This is a genomic window from Pseudomonas rubra, from assembly GCF_028656935.1.
GTDB lineage: Bacteria > Pseudomonadota > Gammaproteobacteria > Pseudomonadales > Pseudomonadaceae > Aquipseudomonas > Aquipseudomonas rubra.
The window spans coordinates 194,064-210,600 of the sequence record NZ_JAMDGZ010000019.1; the positions used below are offsets into that span (position 1 = coordinate 194,064).

The window sequence follows — 16,537 nt, forward strand, 5'->3', positions numbered from 1 at the left end:
TCATATTTCTCGATATTTCACAGCAAGTTTTTCTGCTTTTAATCGATAGATAACTCGTTAGTCTTGAGCACAGTTCTTACAGGGAAACACGGCAATGCAACTGCGCAATTCACCTTCTCGTTATGGCTTTGTCAGCATCGTCCTGCACTGGGGTGTTGCTCTGGCTGTATTCGGCCTGTTCGGCCTGGGCCTGTGGATGATGGGCCTGGACTACTACAGCCTATGGCGCAAAGACGCCCCCGACCTGCACAAAAGCATTGGCCTGGTCCTGCTGGGGGTAATGTTGCTACGCGTGCTCTGGCGCTTTGTCAGCCCGCCACCGCCAGCCCTGGACAATCACGGCACGTTCACCCGCATTGCCTCCAAACTAGGCCATGGCGTGCTGTACCTGGGCCTGTTCGCGGTGATGATCGCCGGTTACCTTATTTCTACCGCCGATGGTGTCGGCATCCCGGTGTTCGGCTTGTTCGAAGTGCCGGCACTGATCAGCAGTATTCCCGATCAGGCCGATATTGCCGGTGAGGTCCATTTCTACCTGGCCTGGGGCCTGGTGATCTTTGCCGGGCTGCACGGCCTGGCAGCCCTGAAACACCACTTTATTGACCGTGACGCGACCCTGACTCGCATGCTGGGCCGCAAAGCTTGATGTTCAACCTCAACTCCAAAGGGATATAGACGCATGTTGAAAAAGACTTTTGCCGCTCTGGCGCTCGGTACCGCACTGTTCTCGGCCGGTCAGGCAATGGCAGCAGACTACAAGATCGACAAGGAAGGCCAGCACGCCTTCGTTGACTGGAAAATCAGCCACCTGGGCTACAGCTTCATCCACGGTACCTTCAAGGATTTCGATGGCTCCTTCAGCTGGGATGCCGCCAAGCCTGAAGCCAGCAAGATCGCTGTCGACCTGAAAACCGCCAGCCTGTGGTCCAACCACGCCGAGCGTGACAAGCACATCGCCAGCAAAGACTTCCTCGATGTGAAGACGTACCCAGACGCCAAGTTCGTCTCTACCGCTGTCAAATCCACCGGCGAGAAAACCGCTGACGTGACCGGCGACCTGACCCTGCACGGCGTTACCAAGCCTGTGATCTTCAAGGCCACCTTCAACGGTGAAGGCAAGGACCCATGGGGTGGCGAGCGTGCCGGCTTCAACGCTACCACCACGCTGAACCTGAACGACTTCGGTATCAAAGGCCCAGGTGCTTCTTCGCAGACCCTGGATCTGGACATCTCGATCGAAGGTATCAAGCAGAAGTAATTGTTGCTGGACAAACAAAAACGCCGCCCCTGAGGGCGGCGTTTTTGTTGGCGCGGTCGCTAACTCAGCGGTTGCGCGTCAGCAGTGCGGGCTTCTCGCCACGTGGACGGCTTGGCAGCTGTTCGAGCTGTTCGGCAGTCGGGAAGCGGTCGACTTTCGACTCTTTGTGCATGATCTTCGGCTGCGGCTGGCCTTCACGCGGATTGCGTACGGCCGGCTCTTTGCTTGGTTGATCATCACGAGCCGGGCGGCGATTGCGACCGCCACCGTCACGGCTGCCACCGCCATTTCGGGCGCCGTCACCGCGCTTCTCGCCATTGGCTGCTGCACCGCCACCGCTGCGCGGGCCGTTGTTGCTGCGCGGCTGTCCGCCACGTGGTGGGTTGCCAGTACCAGTACCAGCGCCGGAACCAGAACCGGTTTGCGCAGGTGCGCCCGGACGGCGATTGCGGCCCGGGTTGCCCTTGCCCTGGTAGGGGCTGACGTAGTCGGCGCGGTTGCCGAAATTGTCCACGTCGTCATCCAGGAACTCTTCCGGATCACGGTTGGCCGACACCGGCGGTGTACCTGGCTGGGCCGACTGGCTTTGACGCGGCTTGTTGTCGCGCGGCTTGCGCTCCTGGCGGCCACCGGCGGATTTCTCCGCGGTTTTTTCCTTGTCCTTTTCGCGGCCTTTGTCTTTGCCCTGATCCTTGCCTTTGTCCTTGCGACCGCCGCTACCGGCATTGCTGCCATCGGCACGCTGGCCACGGCCACCGCGCGGATTGTTTTGCGGACGTTCACGGACTTCGGGTTTTTCAGCTTCGACCTTGGAGGCATCAAAGCCCATCAGGTCGCCATCCTGGATCTTCTGGCGGGTCACGCGCTCAATGCTTTTGAGCAGCTTTTCTTCATCCGGGGCGACCAGCGAGATGGCCTCGCCCGAACGACCGGCACGGCCGGTACGGCCGATGCGGTGGACGTAGTCTTCCTCGACGTTGGGCAGCTCGAAGTTGACCACGTGCGGCAGTTGGTCGATGTCCAGACCACGTGCGGCGATGTCGGTGGCGACCATGATACGCACGCTGCCGGCCTTGAAGTCGGCCAGGGCCTTGGTGCGTGCGTTCTGGCTCTTGTTGCCGTGGATCGCCGCGGCGGTCAGGCCATGCTTTTCCAGGTACTCGGCCAGGCGGTTGGCGCCGTGCTTGGTACGGGTGAAGACCAGGACCTGTTCCCAGGCACCCATGGTGATCAGGTGCGCCAGCAGGGCACGCTTGTGGCTGGCTGGCAGGCGGTAGACACGTTGTTCGATACGCTCGACGGTGGTGTTCGGCGGCGTGACTTCGATGCGTTCCGGGTTGTGCAGCAGCTTGTCGGCAAGGTCGGTGATGTCCTTGGAGAACGTCGCCGAGAACAGCAGGTTCTGACGCTTGGCCGGCAAGCGGGCGAGGACCTTCTTCACGTCGTGAATGAAGCCCATGTCGAGCATACGGTCGGCTTCGTCGAGCACCAGGGTTTCGACGTGGGACAGATCAACGCTGCCCTGGCCGGCCAGGTCGAGCAAGCGACCCGGGCAAGCCACCAGCACGTCAACACCTTTGGCCATGGCCTGAACCTGGGGGTTCATACCGACGCCGCCGAAGATGCAGGCGCTGACAAACTTGAGTTCGCGGGCGTAGACCTTGAAGCTGTCATGAACCTGGGCGGCCAGCTCGCGCGTCGGGGTCAGCACCAGTACCCGCGGCTGGCGTGGGCCATGACGCTGGGATTTGTCCGGGTGACCACCGGGGAACAGGCGTTCAAGGATCGGCAGGGCGAAACCGCCGGTTTTACCAGTACCTGTCTGGGCGGCAACCATCAGGTCGCGGCCTTGCAACACGGCGGGAATGGCCCGCTGTTGCACCGGAGTGGGCTGGGTGTAGCCCGCAGCCTCGATGGCGCGGACTAGAGCCTCGGAGAGACCGAGGGAGGCAAAGGACATGAGCAATCCTGTTCTAATGGGGGCTGAGCCCGATGGGATAATCTTGCCTGGCGCGACGGGCATCAGTTGATGCTATCGCGTCCGGTCCAGCAGGGTCTTCAATGCGCATCCGGGGCGGCGGGCGGGCTCTTGGCCGCGCTGTCCTGCCGGTCGGGATGCCTTTTGCAAGGCCGAGCGTCCGGGCGTAAGCCTGGCGGGAAGGCCCGAGTATAACAGAGCATTCAGCGTGTGCTGCTTTCCTGCTGCTCAACGGCGGGTTGAAAGTTATCCCCGGCACTGGCGTAACGGGCATGCAGCTCGGCATAGGCCGGTTCGCGCTTGAAGCGGCGCAGCTCGGCGGCAAAGCGCTGGGCCAGCAGGTCCATGCCAACATTGCGGCGTACGGCCAGGTACTGGCTCTGGCGGCTGACCACCAGCGGCAGTTCGCTGATTTGCTGCCCCAGGCCCAGGTTGCGTACCAGGTAACGTCCTACCCGGCGGTCAGTGATCAGCAGATCGATACGCCCGCGCTCGAGCTTTCCGAAGTTGGCTTCGTGGGTGGGAGCAGGTTCACGGGTGAACAGCGGCGATTCGATGAACGCCGTGCCGTAGCTGTAGCCAGGTGAAGTCCCGACGGTCAGGCCGCGCAGATCTTCCAGGCGCTTGACCCTGTGCGGGCGGTCGTTGGCATAGAACAGGGTGAACTCAACGTCGGACAAAGGTTCGCTAGGGTAGAACAGCTGGCTGTCGCGTTGCTCGGTCTGGAAGATGTCCAGCACACCATCAGCCAGGCCTTGCTCGATCATGGCCAGGCAACGCTTCCAGGGCAGAAACTGCCATTCCACCTCGATCCCAAGGCGCTTGAATACCTCGGCGGTGACTTCGTAGTCGATGCCTTTGGCCTGGCCGTTCTCCAGGTACACATAGGGGGCCCAGGGTTCGGTGACGATACGCAGCTTCTCGCCGTAAGCAAAGGCACTTAGGCAAGTGAGAAACAGCGCGGTCAACAGGCGGGTGAAGTCGGGCATGGCTGGAGATTACGACGTGCGCACGGCTATGGCTAGTAGCCGTGCATGTCGATCCAGGCAGGACGATCAGCGGGGCAACTTGAGATTGCTCCAGATCGCCAGGCTCGGTTCGGCCTGGTTCAGGGTGTAGAAGTGCAACCCTGGAGCGCCGCCTTGCAGCAGTTGCTCGCACATGCGGGTGATGACCTCTTCACCGAACTGCTGGATGCTTCTGACATCATCACCATAGGCTTCCAGCTGTTTGCGGATCCAGCGCGGGATCTCAGCGCCGCAGGCGTCGGAGAAGCGCGCCAGCTTGCTATAGTTGGTGATCGGCATGATCCCCGGTACGACAGGAATATCCACACCCATCTGCTGCACGCGCTCGACGAAGTAGAAGTAGCTGTCAGCGTTGAAGAAGTACTGGGTGATGGCGCTGTTGGCACCGGCGTTGGCCTTGCGCACAAAGTTCTTCAGGTCATCTTCGAAGTTGCGCGCCTGGGGGTGCATTTCCGGGTAGGCGGCGATTTCAATATGGAAGTGCTCACCGCTTTCCTGGCGGATGAACTCCACCAGTTCGTTGGCGTAGCGCAGCTCGCCGCTGGCCATGCCCATGCCTGATGGTAGGTCGCCGCGCAGGGCGACGATGCGCTGGATGCCGGCGGCCTTGTACTGGGTCAGCAGCGAGCGCAGATCATCCTTGCTGTCGCCGACGCACGACAGGTGCGGGGCCGCCGGTACTTTCACTTCGTTTTCCAGCTGCAGCACGGTGTTGATCGTGCGGTCGCGGGTCGAGCCACCGGCACCATAGGTGCAGGAGAAGAAATCCGGGTTGTAGCTGGCCAACTGACGGGCAGTGGCGAGCAGTTTTTCATGTCCAGCATCGGTCTTGGTCGGGAAGAACTCGAAGCTGTAACGACGTTCTTGAGACATGGCGAAATCCTGGTAAACCGATCAAGCAGGCCAGTTTTGCAACTGGCTCACAGAAAAAAGCCGGTGACGCTTGGTAGCGACACCGGCTTTGGCCCATCAGTAGCGGTAGGCGTGTGGCTTGAACGGCCCTTCAACCGTAACGCCGATGTATTCGGCCTGTTGCGGGGTCAGTTGGGTGACCACGCCGCCGAAGCCGCGGACCATTTCCAGTGCCACTTCTTCGTCGAGCTTCTTCGGCAGGACTTCAACAGTCAGGCGCTCGGCTTTCTGAGCGGCTGGCAGGTCGGCGTATTTCTGCTCGAACAGGAAGATCTGTGCCAGCACCTGGTTGGCGAACGAGCCGTCCATGATCCGGCTTGGGTGACCGGTGGCGTTGCCCAGGTTCACCAGGCGGCCTTCGGCCAGCAGGATCAGGTAGTCATCGTTCTGTGGGTCGAAGTCGCCGTGGCCGGTACGGTGGATCTTGTGTACCTGTGGTTTGACTTCTTCCCAAGCCCAGTTCTTGCGCATGAAAGCGGTGTCGATTTCATTGTCGAAGTGGCCGATGTTGCAGACCACGGCGCGCTTTTTCAGGGCCTTGAGCATGTTGGCGTCGCAGACGTTGACGTTACCGGTGGTGGTCACGATCAGGTCGATCTTGCCCAGCAAGGCTTTGTCGATGCTGGCTTCGGTACCGCTGTTGATACCGTCGATGAACGGCGAGACCAGCTCGAAACCGTCCATGCAGGCTTGCATTGCGCAGATCGGGTCGACTTCCGAGACCTTGACGATCATGCCTTCTTGACGCAGCGACTGGGCCGAGCCCTTGCCCACGTCACCGTAACCGATGACCAGGGCCTGCTTGCCCGACAGCAGGTGGTCGGTGCCGCGCTTGATGGCGTCGTTGAGGCTGTGACGGCAGCCGTACTTGTTGTCGTTCTTGCTCTTGGTGACCGAGTCGTTGACGTTGATCGCCGGAACCTTCAGCTCGCCTTTGGCCAGCATGTCGAGCAGGCGGTGCACACCGGTGGTGGTCTCTTCGGTGACGCCGTGAACGCGCTCCAGCACAGCCGGGTACTTGTTGTGCAGCAGTTCGGTGAGGTCGCCGCCGTCGTCGAGGATCATGTTGGCGTCCCATGGCTGGCCATCCTTGAGGATGGTCTGCTCCAGGCACCACTCGTACTCTTCTTCAGTTTCGCCTTTCCAGGCGAAAACCGGGATGCCGGCAGCGGCGATGGATGCAGCGGCCTGGTCCTGAGTCGAGAAGATGTTGCAGGACGACCAGCGAACTTCAGCACCCAGGGCTACCAGGGTTTCGATCAGCACGGCGGTCTGAATGGTCATGTGGATGCAGCCGAGGATTTTTGCACCTTTGAGCGGTTGCTCTTCCAGGTACTTGCGGCGCAGGCCCATCAGCGCAGGCATTTCCGATTCAGCAATGATGGTCTCGCGACGGCCCCAGGCAGCCAGGGAGATATCGGCGACTTTGTAATCGGTAAAACCAGCAGGCGTGTTTACAGCGCTCATTGAGAGCCTCCATTCGTAATGTGCGAATGGGCGCCGTTGTGCGTTTAGTGTCCGCAGGCAGGCCTGGCGGGACAACGCCCCATCCGAGCCTGACAGGTTGAACCTGCTGCAGCGCCCCTCGGACAGGTGGCGGGAACGGTCGTGGATGACGATGACCGTTTTGAAACGTTGGCGATTATAGCTGCGCCAGCGCAACTGCCCAAGGTTTTCTGTCGATTAATCGAGACCATAGTCGATGTTAAATGGAGGAGGGGGGCAGGCTCTGCCATCATTACCCACATCGATTGGCAAGACGGTCAGGAGCAGCTATGAATTTCCACACCCGCAAATGGGTAAAACCCGAAGACCTCAACCCCAATGGCACCCTGTTCGGCGGCAGCCTTTTGCGCTGGATCGACGAAGAGGCGGCGATCTATGCGATCGTCCAGTTGGGCAACCAGCGTGTGGTGACCAAGTACATCTCGGAGATCAACTTCGTCAGCGCCTCGCGCCAGGGCGACATCATCGAGCTGGGCATCACTGCCACCGAATTCGGCCGGACCTCGATCACTCTCAAGTGCGAAGTGCGCAACAAGATTACCCGCAGGAGCATCCTTACGGTTGATCGCATGGTCTTCGTCAACCTCGGTGAAGACGGCCTGCCGGCGCCGCATGGGCGGACCGAGATCAAGTACATCAAGGATCAGTTCGATACCGCGGTGGAATGAAAGGCATCGTCGACAAGCCGGCTCCCATATCCCTGTGGGAGCTGGCTTGCCAGCGATAGCGGTCTCAAGGCTGCTCGGTAACCCCACGCACCACCCGTCCGATCGTCAGGCCCTGCAACAGGATCGACGACAGCACCACGATGTAGGTGATGCTCAGCAGCAGGTCACGTTCGGGACCGGTTGGCAGCGACAGGGCCAGGGCCACCGATACGCCACCGCGCAAGCCACCCCAGGTCAGTACTCGTACAGTGCCGCGCGGTACCGGGCGCCAGCGGCGCAGCATGACAATGGCCGGGGCCACGGTCAGCAATCGCGACAGCAGGATCGCCACTGCCAGCACGCCGGCGGCCGCCAGGTGCATCCAGGAAAACGGCAGCAGCAACAACTCCAGGCCGATCAGGGCGAACAGCAGGGCGTTGAGCATGTCGTCGATCAGTTCCCAGAAACCGTCCATATAGCGACGAGTCATGTCGTTCATCGCCAGGTTGCGGCCCAGATTGCCGATGATCAGGCCGGCCACGACCATGGCGATCGGCGCCGAAACGTGCAACTCATAGGCCATGGCCGAACCACCGATCACCAGCGCCAGGGTTAGCATGACCTCGACCTGGTATTGCTCGATGCTCTTGATCATGCGGTAGGTGATGTAGCCCACCAGGCCGCCGAACACGATGCCGCCGATGGCTTCGCGGGCGAACAGGATCGCGGTGTCGGCTACTGTTGGCGTTTCGCCTAGCTGGGCGATGCCCAGCAATACGGTGAACACCACGACTGCAGTGCCGTCGTTGAACAGCGACTCGCCGACGATGGTGGTCTTCAGTGGCTTGGAGGCATTGGCGGTACGCAGCGCGCCAAGTACTGCGATCGGATCGGTGGGTGAAATCAGCGCACCGAACAGCAGGCAGTACAGCAGGCTCACGTGCCAGCCGAACAGGGCAAAGATCCAATGCGCCAGAAAGCCGATGACCACGGTTGCGATCAGCACGCCGACGGTTGCCAGCAGGCCGATCGGCCAGCGGTAGCTGCGCAGATCGGCAAGGTTGACGTGCAAGGCGCCGGCGAACAGCAGGAACGACAGCATCCAGTGCATCAGCAGATCGTTGAAGTCGATCTGGTTCATCAGGCCTTGCACGCGCTCTTCCAGGCCGGGGTAGCCGATCACGCTCAGGCCTTGTAGCAGCAGCGAGAACAGCAAGGCGGTGACCATCACGCCGATGGTCGGGGGCAGGCCGATGAAACGGTAATTTACATAGGTGAGGAGGGTGGTCAAACAGATAAACGCAGCAACGAGCTCAAGCATCCTAGGTCCTGTAGTGGCTTCCAAGTCGACACCCGATAGCCTCGGGCATTTCTTTGATGACTTGCCGAGGGCTTCGGGACACACTTTTGACTGGATCCGTTGACCGCGTTTCTCCGATTTCGTTTCCAGCAGCCTGCGCTGAAGTGGTTATATAGCGGCTGGCCATTGCCAAGGACCGTTGCGTGTTAGCCACTTCATTGGTACTGGTCGCGGCATTGCTGCACGCGACCTGGAACACCCTGATCAAATTCAGCGGCGAACGCTTGCTGGTGATTGCCAGCATGGACGTGGTGGCGCTGGTGTTTGCCGTTGCCATGGTCGCGTTCGTTGAGGTGCCGCCGGCTGAAGTCTGGCCCTGGATGCTGGCGTCGGCACTGTTTGAACTGTTCTATCGTTTCCTGCTGATTCAGGCCTATCGGGTTGGCGACCTGGGGCTGGTCTACCCGCTTATGCGCGGTTTGTCGCCGCTGGTGGTATTGGCGCTGACCCTGACCTTTGCCGGCGAAGCCCTGAGCAGCCAGCAGATCATCGGCATCCTGCTCATTCCCTGCGGCATGGCCTGTCTGCTCTGGCACGGTGGCGGCGGCGACCGGCTGCCCTGGTCGATGCTGCCGGTGGTGGCCCTGATCGGCTTGTGCATCGGTTGCTACACCTGGCTCGATGGCCAGGCGATCCGGCTGTGGTCGCACCCGCTCGACTATCTTGTATGGCTGACCCTGGTCAGTGCCTGGCCGTTTCCGTTGCTGGCAGGGCTGGCCCGGCGCGCGCCGTTCATACTGTTCTGGCGCCTGCAGTGGCGTTTGGGGCTGGCGGTGGGCTTTTGCGTGTTGTTCAGCTATGCCCTGGTGCTCTGGGCCATGCAACTGGGCTCGGTGGCCGAGGCTGCAGCGTTGCGTGAAGTCAGCGTGATTCTGGTGGTGCTGTTCGGCATGCGCTACCTCAAAGAACCTTTTGGCGGGCCGAGGCTCTTAGCCTGTGTAGTGGTGCTGATCGGTATGCTGATCATGAAATTCTGATAACTCGACTGACAAGGATTTGGCCATGACCGTTGCCTTCTGGTGTGTATTGATTGCGTTGTTCCTGCCCATTGTCTGCACCAGCATTGCCAAGGTTGGCAGCGGGCGTTTCAACCTGCGCCAAAACCATGACCCGCGGGCCTTCCTCGACAAGCTGGAGGGCTTGCCGCGTCGGGCGCACGCGGCGCAATTGAACAGCTTCGAAGCGTTCCCGGCGTTTGCCGCTGCGGTGATCATTGCCGATATTGTCGGCAACGCCGAGCAGGTGACCCAAGACGTGCTGGCGGTGCTCTACATCACCAGCCGTTTGCTGTACATCATCTGCTACCTGGCCGACTGGGCCGCGTTGCGCTCGCTGGTCTGGTTCGTCGGCCTTGGCCTGATCGCCTCGTTCTTCTTCGTTTCGATCTGAGCCGCGTCAGGGCACCTGGGGCACGGCCGGCAAGGCTGTGCCCTTGGGCCACAGCAGCCAGATCTGGCCCTGCTGCTTCATGTCGCCGGCCAGTTTGCCAGCTTCACTGCCGGTGCCCCAGAACAGGTCCGCGCGTACCTCTCCGGTGATCGCGCCACCGGTGTCCTGGGCCGCGACCGGGCGTACCACCGGGGTACCATCAGGCCGGGTGGTGGAAAGCCACAGCAGGCTGCCCAGCGGAATCACCTTGCGGTCAATGGCCACGCTGTAGCCGGCCGTCAACGGTACATTGAGCGAGCCGCGGGGGCCTTCGTTGCTGTCGGGACGGGTGCTGAAGAACACGTAGCTGGGGTTGCTCGCCAGCAGTTCCGGTACCCGTGTCGGATTGCTCTGGGCCCAGGCATGGATGCTGCCCATGGTCACGTCTTCTTTCTTCAATTGCCCTTGCTCCACCAGCCAGCGGCCAATTGGCCGGTAGGGGTGGCCGTTCTGGTCGGCGTAGCCGATCCGCAACTGGCGGCCGTTTTCCAGTTGAATGCGCCCCGAGCCCTGGATCTGCAGGAACTGCAGGTCCATCGGGTCGGTCAACCAGGCCAGTACCGGGGCCTTGGCGCCTTGGGCATTGATGGTTTCAGCCGTGTCGTAGGGTTTGAGCACCCGGCCTTCGAGGCGGCCGCGCAGGCGCTTGCCCTTGAGCTCGGGATAGATGCTGTCCAGCGCCACCACGATCATGTCGTCCGGCACGCCATAGACCGGCACGTTGGCGCTGTCCGTCTGGGTCAGGCTGCCGGGGTAGACCGGCTCGTAGTAGCCGGTGATCAGGCCGTTGGCGTTGTTTTCGGCCGAACGCATGCTGTAGACCTCCAGCTGCGCCTGGAGAAAGCTGCGTACTTCAGCTGGGCTTGAAGGAACGGCCGCCGCAGCGGTGCAGGTGTTGGCCCAGATCGCATCGCGCTTGAGCCGCTCGCAGGCGCTGCGCCAGGACTCGAAGCCTGCCACCAGGTCGCTGTCGCTGACCGTTGGCAGGTCTTTCCAGGTGGCTCCGACGTAAGTGGCCAGGGGGTGTGGCTTGGGTTTTTCTGGTGCGCTGCCGTTGCAGCCGGCCAGCAGGGCCAGCACCGACAGGGTCCAGCCAAGGTGGCGCAAGGGAAGTTTCATCAACGGGTTTCCTCGACGGTTGGCGGGGCTCGCAGCCTGTTTCGCAAACCGTAGTTTTAATAAGGGTATTGGTCTTTGCCGGTGAGGCGAGGATACTGGCCGCCTTTTTCCCTGAGCCGAAGTGATCAAGATGCTCAAGCGACTTTCTGTTGTACTGCTGGCGTGTTTGACCCTGAGTGCCTGTGGCGGGGTTGATCCCAACTCGCCACTGGGTCAGCGCAAGACGATCTTCAAACAAATGCTCAAGACCAGCGAAGACCTGGGTGGCATGCTGCGCGGGCGCCTGGCCTTCGATGGACAGAAGTTTGCCGACGGTGCAGTCAAACTCGATAACCTGTCTCGTGAACCGTGGAAGCACTTCCCGCAGGTTCGCGAAGAGGATGATACCAGCGCTCGTGCCGATGTCTGGGAGAAGCAGGCGCGCTTTCAGGACCTGGCCCGGCAGATGGAGACCAGCACCGCCGAACTGGTAGCGATGACCCGTACTCAGCCACTCAAGGCTGTGGACCTGGCTGCACCGATGGACAAGGTCGAGGCGGCGTGCAAAGCCTGCCATACCGAGTTTCGTAATCACTGATTCACTGTAGGAGCGGGCTTGACCCGCGATGAGGCCAGTCAAGCCGCCGCTCCTATCGATTACTTCTCCAGCTCATCCAGCGCTTCTTGCAATTCCTTCTTGGCCTCGGCCAGCTTGTCCTTGCGCTTGTTGATCTTCTCGGCATCGCCTTTTTTCATGGCTTTGTCCAGGTCCTTGGTGCGCTGGTTCACTTCGTGGCGGGCATCGAGGACTTTCTGTTCGCGCTCTTTGCGCAGGCCGGCATCGGTGCAGTGCTCGTTTACTTCGCTCAGGGCTTTTTCCAGGCCGGCTTGCTGGTCGCTGTTGCCATGGGCGCGAGCCTGTTCGATCTGTTCACTGATGGCTTGCTTCTTGGCTGCGCAACCGGTCAGGCCAGGCTCCTGTTCAGCAGCCAGCAAGGGCGTGGCCAGAAGTGAGCAGACAGTGACCAGGGCAAGCGGGGAAAGCAGTTTCATTAGGGGCTCCGTTGTCGCGGGCTTGGCAGAATCCATGATGCTGCCCTGATCTGGAAGAATTAGAAACCCTCTATTGTGTGTCTGCGCAATTGTTCAGCCACTTTCTGCACCTCTGGCGAGTGGAAAAATGCCAGCAATTGAGCGCTACGCCCGCGACCGATACCGGGCTCGGTCAGCCACTGTTCGGCATCGCGCTGGAGCAGGTCTGCCCAAGTGGTGGATGGGGCGATTGCTGTGGAGGCTGGTATGCCCAGCGCACTGAGCCAGCGCTCAAAGGGTTGCCTACGAGCTTGGTCGAAGGCATGCAACAACTGCTGACGGCTACGCTCGCCAAGCCCGGGAACGGTTTGCAAGTCCTCGTCTTGCAAATCAAGCCAATCGCCCAGGCGGCGGACATGGCCGCTGTCGATCAGCTTTTCCCAGGTACCGGGCCCCAGTCGTGCCATGTCCAGGCCCTGCCTGGAACTGAGCCAGTTGAGTCGGGCAATGAACTGGTTACGGCAGTCGGGCTCCGGCTGCCAGCAACTGAGCGGGTGATACTGTGCAGGGTCCGGCACCAGCAGGTCCCTGCGTTGAACGCTACGATGTACGACCTTGTCCAGACGTGGGATGGTCAGCCCGGCCAGGCTGATGGCGACCTGGTCGCCGGGGCGGATGTCCAGTTGCTGCCAGCGCTGGAAGGAGCCCAGGCTGACCTGGCGGACCTGCCGATCATCCAGTTGCACCGGTTTTATCTGCAGCACCGGGGTGATGCGCCCGGTACGGCCGATAGTGAACCGCACATCGCGGACTTCGGCGAGGGCCTGGGCAAAGGGATACTTCCAGGCTGTTATCCAGTAAGGCGCGCGTGCTTGCCAGCGAGTGCCATCCGGGCGCTTGCCCTGGCGTATCACCACACCGTCGCTGGCGAAGGGTAACGGGCTGCGGTACCAGTGCTCACGCCACTTGGCAGCATCGGCAAAGCTGGCCAGGGGTTCACTGTAGTGCTCGCTGTATGCAAAGCCCAATGCACTCAATCCTTTGAGTCGCTCGCGCTGATCGGCTGGCCCCAGTGGCCAGGCCCAGACAAACAGGTCGACCACCGCGCCCTGTTCGGCGCTGATGTTTTTACGTGCCAGCAGGCCGGCGACATTGCCGCGGGCGTTGAGGCTGCCGGCGTTGGCCTGCACGTGGCCCTCCAGGCGCCAGAACAGTTCGCCCTGAAGAACCAGGTCGAGAGGCTCGGGCAGTTGTTGGTTGAGCGTGCCCAGTGAAGGAATGTGTCGGCTCCAGTCGTGGCCGTGGACGCCGTCGCCGCGGCTGATCAACTGCACCAGCTTGCCACCGCGATAGACCAGGGTGGCGGCCACGCCGTCGATCTTGGGCTGAACCCACAGGTCATGCTTGCCGTGCAACCAGGCTTTGACGGCCGCTTCGTCGGCGAGCTTGCCCAGACCAGTATGGGGTATCGGGTGGCGCAGCGGGCCCGCGGCGGTTTTCAGTGGATTGTTCTGCGGCTTTGTCGGCGACGGGAAGCAGGTTTGCAGACGGCTCAGGCGTGTGCGGCTCTGGTCGTAGAGTTCGTCGGCAATCAGTGATACGCCCTGGCGATGATAGTGGTCGTCCCAGCGGGCGAGGGTTTGCTGGAGCTGGTGGATTTCGGCCCGGGCCTGGATCGGCGACCAGTCTGGACAGGTTTGCGCTTGTGTCGGGAGTAGCCAGGGCAAGAGCAGCAGGGGGAGCAGCGAGGTGTGCAACATGCGAGCATCCTTGCTCGGTGGGGTGGAGTAACAAGCCTAGGAAAGTTTGTTCGCCTTGCGGGTTCGCAACTGTCAGGTCATGTGTCGGGCGATCGTGCAGCGCCCCGTTTCTGCACAAAAAAGCCCCGACCGGTTTCCCGGACGGGGCTTCTTGATCACCTGTTACTTACAGGCCAGCAGCGGCGCGCAGGGCGTCGGCGCGGTCGGTGCGTTCCCAGGTGAAGGTGGTGAAGGTGTCGTCGCCGACAGTCTTCTGCTGCGGGGTACGGCCGAAGTGACCATAGGCCGCGGTTTCCTGGTACATCGGGTGCAGCAGGTCGAGCATGGTGGTGATCGCGTACGGACGCAGGTCGAAACACTCGCGCACCAACTGGACGATCTTGTCATCGGAGATCTTGCCGGTGCCGAAGGTGTTCAGCGAGATCGACGTCGGTTGAGCGACACCGATCGCGTAGGAAACCTGGATCTCGCAGCGCTCGGCCAGGCCAGCGGCGACAATGTTCTTGGCTACATAGCGACCGGCGTAGGCAGCGGAACGGTCAACCTTGGATGGGTCTTTGCCGGAGAACGCGCCACCGCCGTGACGGGCCATGCCGCCGTAGCTGTCGACGATGATCTTGCGGCCGGTCAGGCCGCAGTCGCCTACCGGGCCACCGATGATGAACTGGCCGGTCGGGTTGATGTGGAACTGGGTACCCTTGTGCAGCAGTTCGGCTGGCAGGGTGTGCTTGACGATCAGCTCCATCACCGCTTCCTGCAGGTCTTTTTGCGACACTTCAGGGTTGTGCTGGGTCGACAGCACCACGGCGTCGATACCGACCACCTTGCCGCCTTCGTAACGGCAGGTAACCTGCGATTTGGCATCCGGGCGCAGCCACGGCAGCAAGCCGGATTTACGGGCTTCGGCCTGACGCTCGACCAGGCGGTGCGAGAAGCAGATCGGCGCTGGCATCAGCACGTCGGTTTCGTTGCTGGCGTAGCCGAACATCAGGCCCTGGTCGCCCGCACCCTGGTCTTCAGGCTTGCTGCGGTCAACGCCTTGGGCGATGTCGACCGACTGTTTGCCGATGATGTTCATGACCGCGCAGGTCGCGCCGTCGAAGCCGACGTCGGAGCTGTTGTAGCCGATATCAACGATGACTTTACGGACGATGTCTTCCAGGTCGACCCAGGCCGAGGTGGTGACTTCGCCAGCGATGATTGCTACGCCGGTTTTCACCAGAGTTTCGCAGGCCACGCGGGCGAACTTGTCCTGGGTGATGATGGCGTCCAGTACGGCGTCCGAAATCTGGTCGGCGATTTTGTCCGGATGCCCTTCAGACACGGACTCGGAGGTGAAAAGGGAGTATTCGCTCATCTCGACGGGTTCCTAAAATTTACCGATGGTGATGTCGCCAGCCGGTCGCTGAAAATGGCGGACCTGAATCTGGAAACCATTACGTAAGCCCACATAGAGGCTGTCCCCGGGAGCCAGTCCCGCAGCGCTGGCCCAACGGGCCAGGTCGTCCTGCTCAAAGCCCAGCCAGATATCGCCACAGGCCTCTCTGGCCCAGTTCTGGTCGTGGCTGCACAACTCTGTTACCAACAGGCTGCCGCCTGGTTTCACGCGGTTGGCCAGCTGCCGCAGGGCTTCGGCCGGGGCGCTGAAATGGTGCAGGACCATGTTCAGCACTACGCAGTCGGCGTCCACATCCGTTGCACTGAGTGCATCGGCCAACTGCAGGTTCACATTAGCCAGACCTTCGCGCTCGCAGACCTGGCGGGCCAGGTCGAGCATGGTCGGACTGTTGTCCAGAGCTGTGACCCGGGTAAAGCGCCGGGCCAGCTCGGGAAGAAATTCGCCATCGCCGGGGCCCACTTCAAGGGCGTCGGCGTTGGCTTCGAAGCTGAGTTTGTCGAGCAGTGCGAGCAGGCTTTCGCGGTACTGCGGCAGACCGGCAATCAGATCCTGCTGGGCGCGAAATTTTTCTTCGACACGCAGGAAAAAGTCCTGGCTGGTAGCCGCGCGCCGTTGTTGCACCTGCGCGATACGTGCCTGTACTTCATCGGCCAGGCTCAAGCTGTCGACCTCTTCGAGCAGTGCGGCATGCAGCTTGCCGCCGAGGCTGAGGCCATCGGGCAGGGCGCGGCGGTAAAAGATCGCATTGCCTTCGCGGCGGGTCGCCACCAGGCCGGCCTGGGCCAGCACCTTGAGGTGATGGCTCATGCCCGACTGGCCGATGGCGAAGATCTGCGCCAGCTCCAGTACGCCGAACGAATCGCTGGCCAATGCGCGCAATACGTTCAGGCGCAACGGATCACCGCCGGCCTTGCACAGGGCGGCCAGCGCATCGCTTTGCTCTTGACGGATCGACGGTACGGGCAGGTTCATGGAGCGGCAGTCTAGTCAGGCAGCGAAAAGGTCGCAAGGGCAATATCAAAAAGTTTTGATATTGCGCGATAGGCGGGGCAATTCGTCGCAGGCTACGCAACCGATCCAGCTGTTTGCCCGGCTTTACGCCTGATTCTTCTCTCAATCACAGGAAAATCA

General features: G+C 61.3%; 17 protein-coding genes and 1 riboswitch. Of the genes, 7 read left to right on the forward strand and 10 right to left on the reverse strand.

Annotated elements, in window-relative coordinates; translation table 11 throughout:
* Positions 1-94: 94 nt before the first annotated feature.
* A complete protein-coding gene (locus M5G17_RS10405) occupies positions 95-646 on the forward strand; it encodes a cytochrome b (RefSeq protein WP_273892833.1) in 552 nt (183 codons plus the stop codon).
* A 33-nt stretch (positions 647-679) separates the two neighbouring features.
* The gene (locus M5G17_RS10410; RefSeq protein WP_273892834.1) at positions 680-1,258 is read left to right on the forward strand and encodes a YceI family protein; all 579 of its coding nucleotides are present in this window, start codon (positions 680-682) and stop codon (positions 1,256-1,258) included.
* 64 nt (positions 1,259-1,322) lie between these two features.
* On the opposite strand, the gene M5G17_RS10415 is transcribed toward M5G17_RS10410, so the two are convergent.
* The 4 genes from M5G17_RS10415 to ahcY form a co-directional block, all read right to left on the reverse strand.
* The gene (locus M5G17_RS10415; protein ID WP_273892835.1) at positions 1,323-3,218 is read right to left on the reverse strand and encodes an RNA helicase RhlE2; all 1,896 of its coding nucleotides are present in this window, start codon (positions 3,216-3,218) and stop codon (positions 1,323-1,325) included.
* 221 nt (positions 3,219-3,439) lie between these two features.
* Complete coding sequence (locus M5G17_RS10420) at positions 3,440-4,225, reverse strand: substrate-binding periplasmic protein (protein ID WP_273892836.1); 786 nt, start codon at positions 4,223-4,225, stop codon at positions 3,440-3,442.
* Positions 4,226-4,291: 66 nt separating this feature from the next.
* Positions 4,292-5,137: a methylenetetrahydrofolate reductase [NAD(P)H] gene (gene metF / locus M5G17_RS10425; RefSeq protein WP_273892837.1), complete on the reverse strand. Its 846-nt coding sequence runs from the start codon at positions 5,135-5,137 to the stop codon at positions 4,292-4,294.
* A gap of 96 nt (positions 5,138-5,233) precedes the next feature.
* Entirely contained in the window at positions 5,234-6,643 is a 1,410-nt protein-coding gene (ahcY, locus tag M5G17_RS10430) for an adenosylhomocysteinase (protein WP_273892838.1), read from the reverse strand.
* A 21-nt stretch (positions 6,644-6,664) separates the two neighbouring features.
* Positions 6,665-6,769: riboswitch (S-adenosyl-L-homocysteine riboswitch) on the reverse strand.
* A gap of 15 nt (positions 6,770-6,784) precedes the next feature.
* Here ahcY and M5G17_RS10435 point away from each other — a divergent pair.
* Complete coding sequence (locus M5G17_RS10435; protein ID WP_273892839.1) at positions 6,785-6,955, forward strand: hypothetical protein; 171 nt, start codon at positions 6,785-6,787, stop codon at positions 6,953-6,955.
* Positions 6,952-7,350, forward strand: a complete 399-nt coding sequence (locus M5G17_RS10440; RefSeq protein WP_273892840.1) for an acyl-CoA thioesterase — start codon at positions 6,952-6,954, stop codon at positions 7,348-7,350. The genes M5G17_RS10435 and M5G17_RS10440 overlap by 4 nt, the downstream gene beginning before the upstream one ends.
* Positions 7,351-7,414: 64 nt before the next feature.
* On the opposite strand, the gene M5G17_RS10445 is transcribed toward M5G17_RS10440, so the two are convergent.
* Positions 7,415-8,650 carry a cation:proton antiporter gene (locus M5G17_RS10445; protein ID WP_273892841.1) on the reverse strand — a complete coding sequence of 412 codons (1,236 nt, stop codon included), beginning with the start codon at positions 8,648-8,650 and terminating at the stop codon, positions 7,415-7,417.
* 182 nt (positions 8,651-8,832) lie between these two features.
* Between M5G17_RS10445 and M5G17_RS10450 the strand changes: the two genes are divergently transcribed.
* Positions 8,833-9,666 carry an EamA family transporter gene (locus M5G17_RS10450; protein ID WP_273892842.1) on the forward strand — a complete coding sequence of 278 codons (834 nt, stop codon included), beginning with the start codon at positions 8,833-8,835 and terminating at the stop codon, positions 9,664-9,666.
* A 25-nt stretch (positions 9,667-9,691) separates the two neighbouring features.
* Positions 9,692-10,078: an MAPEG family protein gene (locus M5G17_RS10455; RefSeq protein WP_130262729.1), complete on the forward strand. Its 387-nt coding sequence runs from the start codon at positions 9,692-9,694 to the stop codon at positions 10,076-10,078.
* Positions 10,079-10,084: 6 nt separating this feature from the next.
* On the opposite strand, the gene mltA is transcribed toward M5G17_RS10455, so the two are convergent.
* The gene (gene mltA, locus M5G17_RS10460; RefSeq protein ID WP_273892843.1) at positions 10,085-11,236 is read right to left on the reverse strand and encodes a murein transglycosylase A; all 1,152 of its coding nucleotides are present in this window, start codon (positions 11,234-11,236) and stop codon (positions 10,085-10,087) included.
* 130 nt (positions 11,237-11,366) lie between these two features.
* Here mltA and M5G17_RS10465 point away from each other — a divergent pair, with 130 nt between their 5' ends.
* Positions 11,367-11,813 carry a c-type cytochrome gene (locus tag M5G17_RS10465; RefSeq protein WP_273892844.1) on the forward strand — a complete coding sequence of 149 codons (447 nt, stop codon included), beginning with the start codon at positions 11,367-11,369 and terminating at the stop codon, positions 11,811-11,813.
* A 59-nt stretch (positions 11,814-11,872) separates the two neighbouring features.
* Here the strand turns inward: M5G17_RS10465 and M5G17_RS10470 are convergent, their stop codons facing one another.
* From M5G17_RS10470 to M5G17_RS10485, 4 genes are all read right to left on the reverse strand, one after another.
* Complete coding sequence (locus M5G17_RS10470) at positions 11,873-12,268, reverse strand: DUF1090 domain-containing protein (RefSeq protein ID WP_273892845.1); 396 nt, start codon at positions 12,266-12,268, stop codon at positions 11,873-11,875.
* Positions 12,269-12,327: 59 nt separating this feature from the next.
* On the reverse strand, positions 12,328-14,007 hold the full coding sequence (gene ligB / locus M5G17_RS10475) for an NAD-dependent DNA ligase LigB (protein ID WP_273892846.1): 1,680 nt from the start codon (positions 14,005-14,007) through the stop codon (positions 12,328-12,330).
* Between the two features lie 166 nt (positions 14,008-14,173).
* Positions 14,174-15,364: a methionine adenosyltransferase gene (gene metK / locus M5G17_RS10480; protein WP_130262739.1), complete on the reverse strand. Its 1,191-nt coding sequence runs from the start codon at positions 15,362-15,364 to the stop codon at positions 14,174-14,176.
* Positions 15,365-15,376: 12 nt separating this feature from the next.
* Complete coding sequence (locus M5G17_RS10485) at positions 15,377-16,378, reverse strand: ArsR/SmtB family transcription factor (RefSeq protein WP_273892847.1); 1,002 nt, start codon at positions 16,376-16,378, stop codon at positions 15,377-15,379.
* Positions 16,379-16,537 lie beyond the last annotated feature (159 nt).

Coding starts and splice junctions, on each gene's coding strand:
- M5G17_RS10405 (WP_273892833.1), top strand. CDS start 95: ATGCAACTGCGCAATTCACCTTCTCGTTATGGCTTTGTCAGCATCGTC.
- M5G17_RS10410 (WP_273892834.1), top strand. CDS start 680: ATGTTGAAAAAGACTTTTGCCGCTCTGGCGCTCGGTACCGCACTGTTC.
- M5G17_RS10415 (WP_273892835.1), bottom strand. CDS start 3,218: ATGTCCTTTGCCTCCCTCGGTCTCTCCGAGGCTCTAGTCCGCGCCATC.
- M5G17_RS10420 (WP_273892836.1), bottom strand. CDS start 4,225: ATGCCCGACTTCACCCGCCTGTTGACCGCGCTGTTTCTCACTTGCCTA.
- metF (WP_273892837.1), bottom strand. CDS start 5,137: ATGTCTCAAGAACGTCGTTACAGCTTCGAGTTCTTCCCGACCAAGACC.
- ahcY (WP_273892838.1), bottom strand. CDS start 6,643: ATGAGCGCTGTAAACACGCCTGCTGGTTTTACCGATTACAAAGTCGCC.
- M5G17_RS10440 (WP_273892840.1), top strand. CDS start 6,952: ATGAATTTCCACACCCGCAAATGGGTAAAACCCGAAGACCTCAACCCC.
- M5G17_RS10445 (WP_273892841.1), bottom strand. CDS start 8,650: ATGCTTGAGCTCGTTGCTGCGTTTATCTGTTTGACCACCCTCCTCACC.
- M5G17_RS10455 (WP_130262729.1), top strand. CDS start 9,692: ATGACCGTTGCCTTCTGGTGTGTATTGATTGCGTTGTTCCTGCCCATT.
- mltA (WP_273892843.1), bottom strand. CDS start 11,236: ATGAAACTTCCCTTGCGCCACCTTGGCTGGACCCTGTCGGTGCTGGCC.
- M5G17_RS10465 (WP_273892844.1), top strand. CDS start 11,367: ATGCTCAAGCGACTTTCTGTTGTACTGCTGGCGTGTTTGACCCTGAGT.
- M5G17_RS10470 (WP_273892845.1), bottom strand. CDS start 12,268: ATGAAACTGCTTTCCCCGCTTGCCCTGGTCACTGTCTGCTCACTTCTG.
- ligB (WP_273892846.1), bottom strand. CDS start 14,007: ATGTTGCACACCTCGCTGCTCCCCCTGCTGCTCTTGCCCTGGCTACTC.
- metK (WP_130262739.1), bottom strand. CDS start 15,364: ATGAGCGAATACTCCCTTTTCACCTCCGAGTCCGTGTCTGAAGGGCAT.
- M5G17_RS10485 (WP_273892847.1), bottom strand. CDS start 16,378: ATGAACCTGCCCGTACCGTCGATCCGTCAAGAGCAAAGCGATGCGCTG.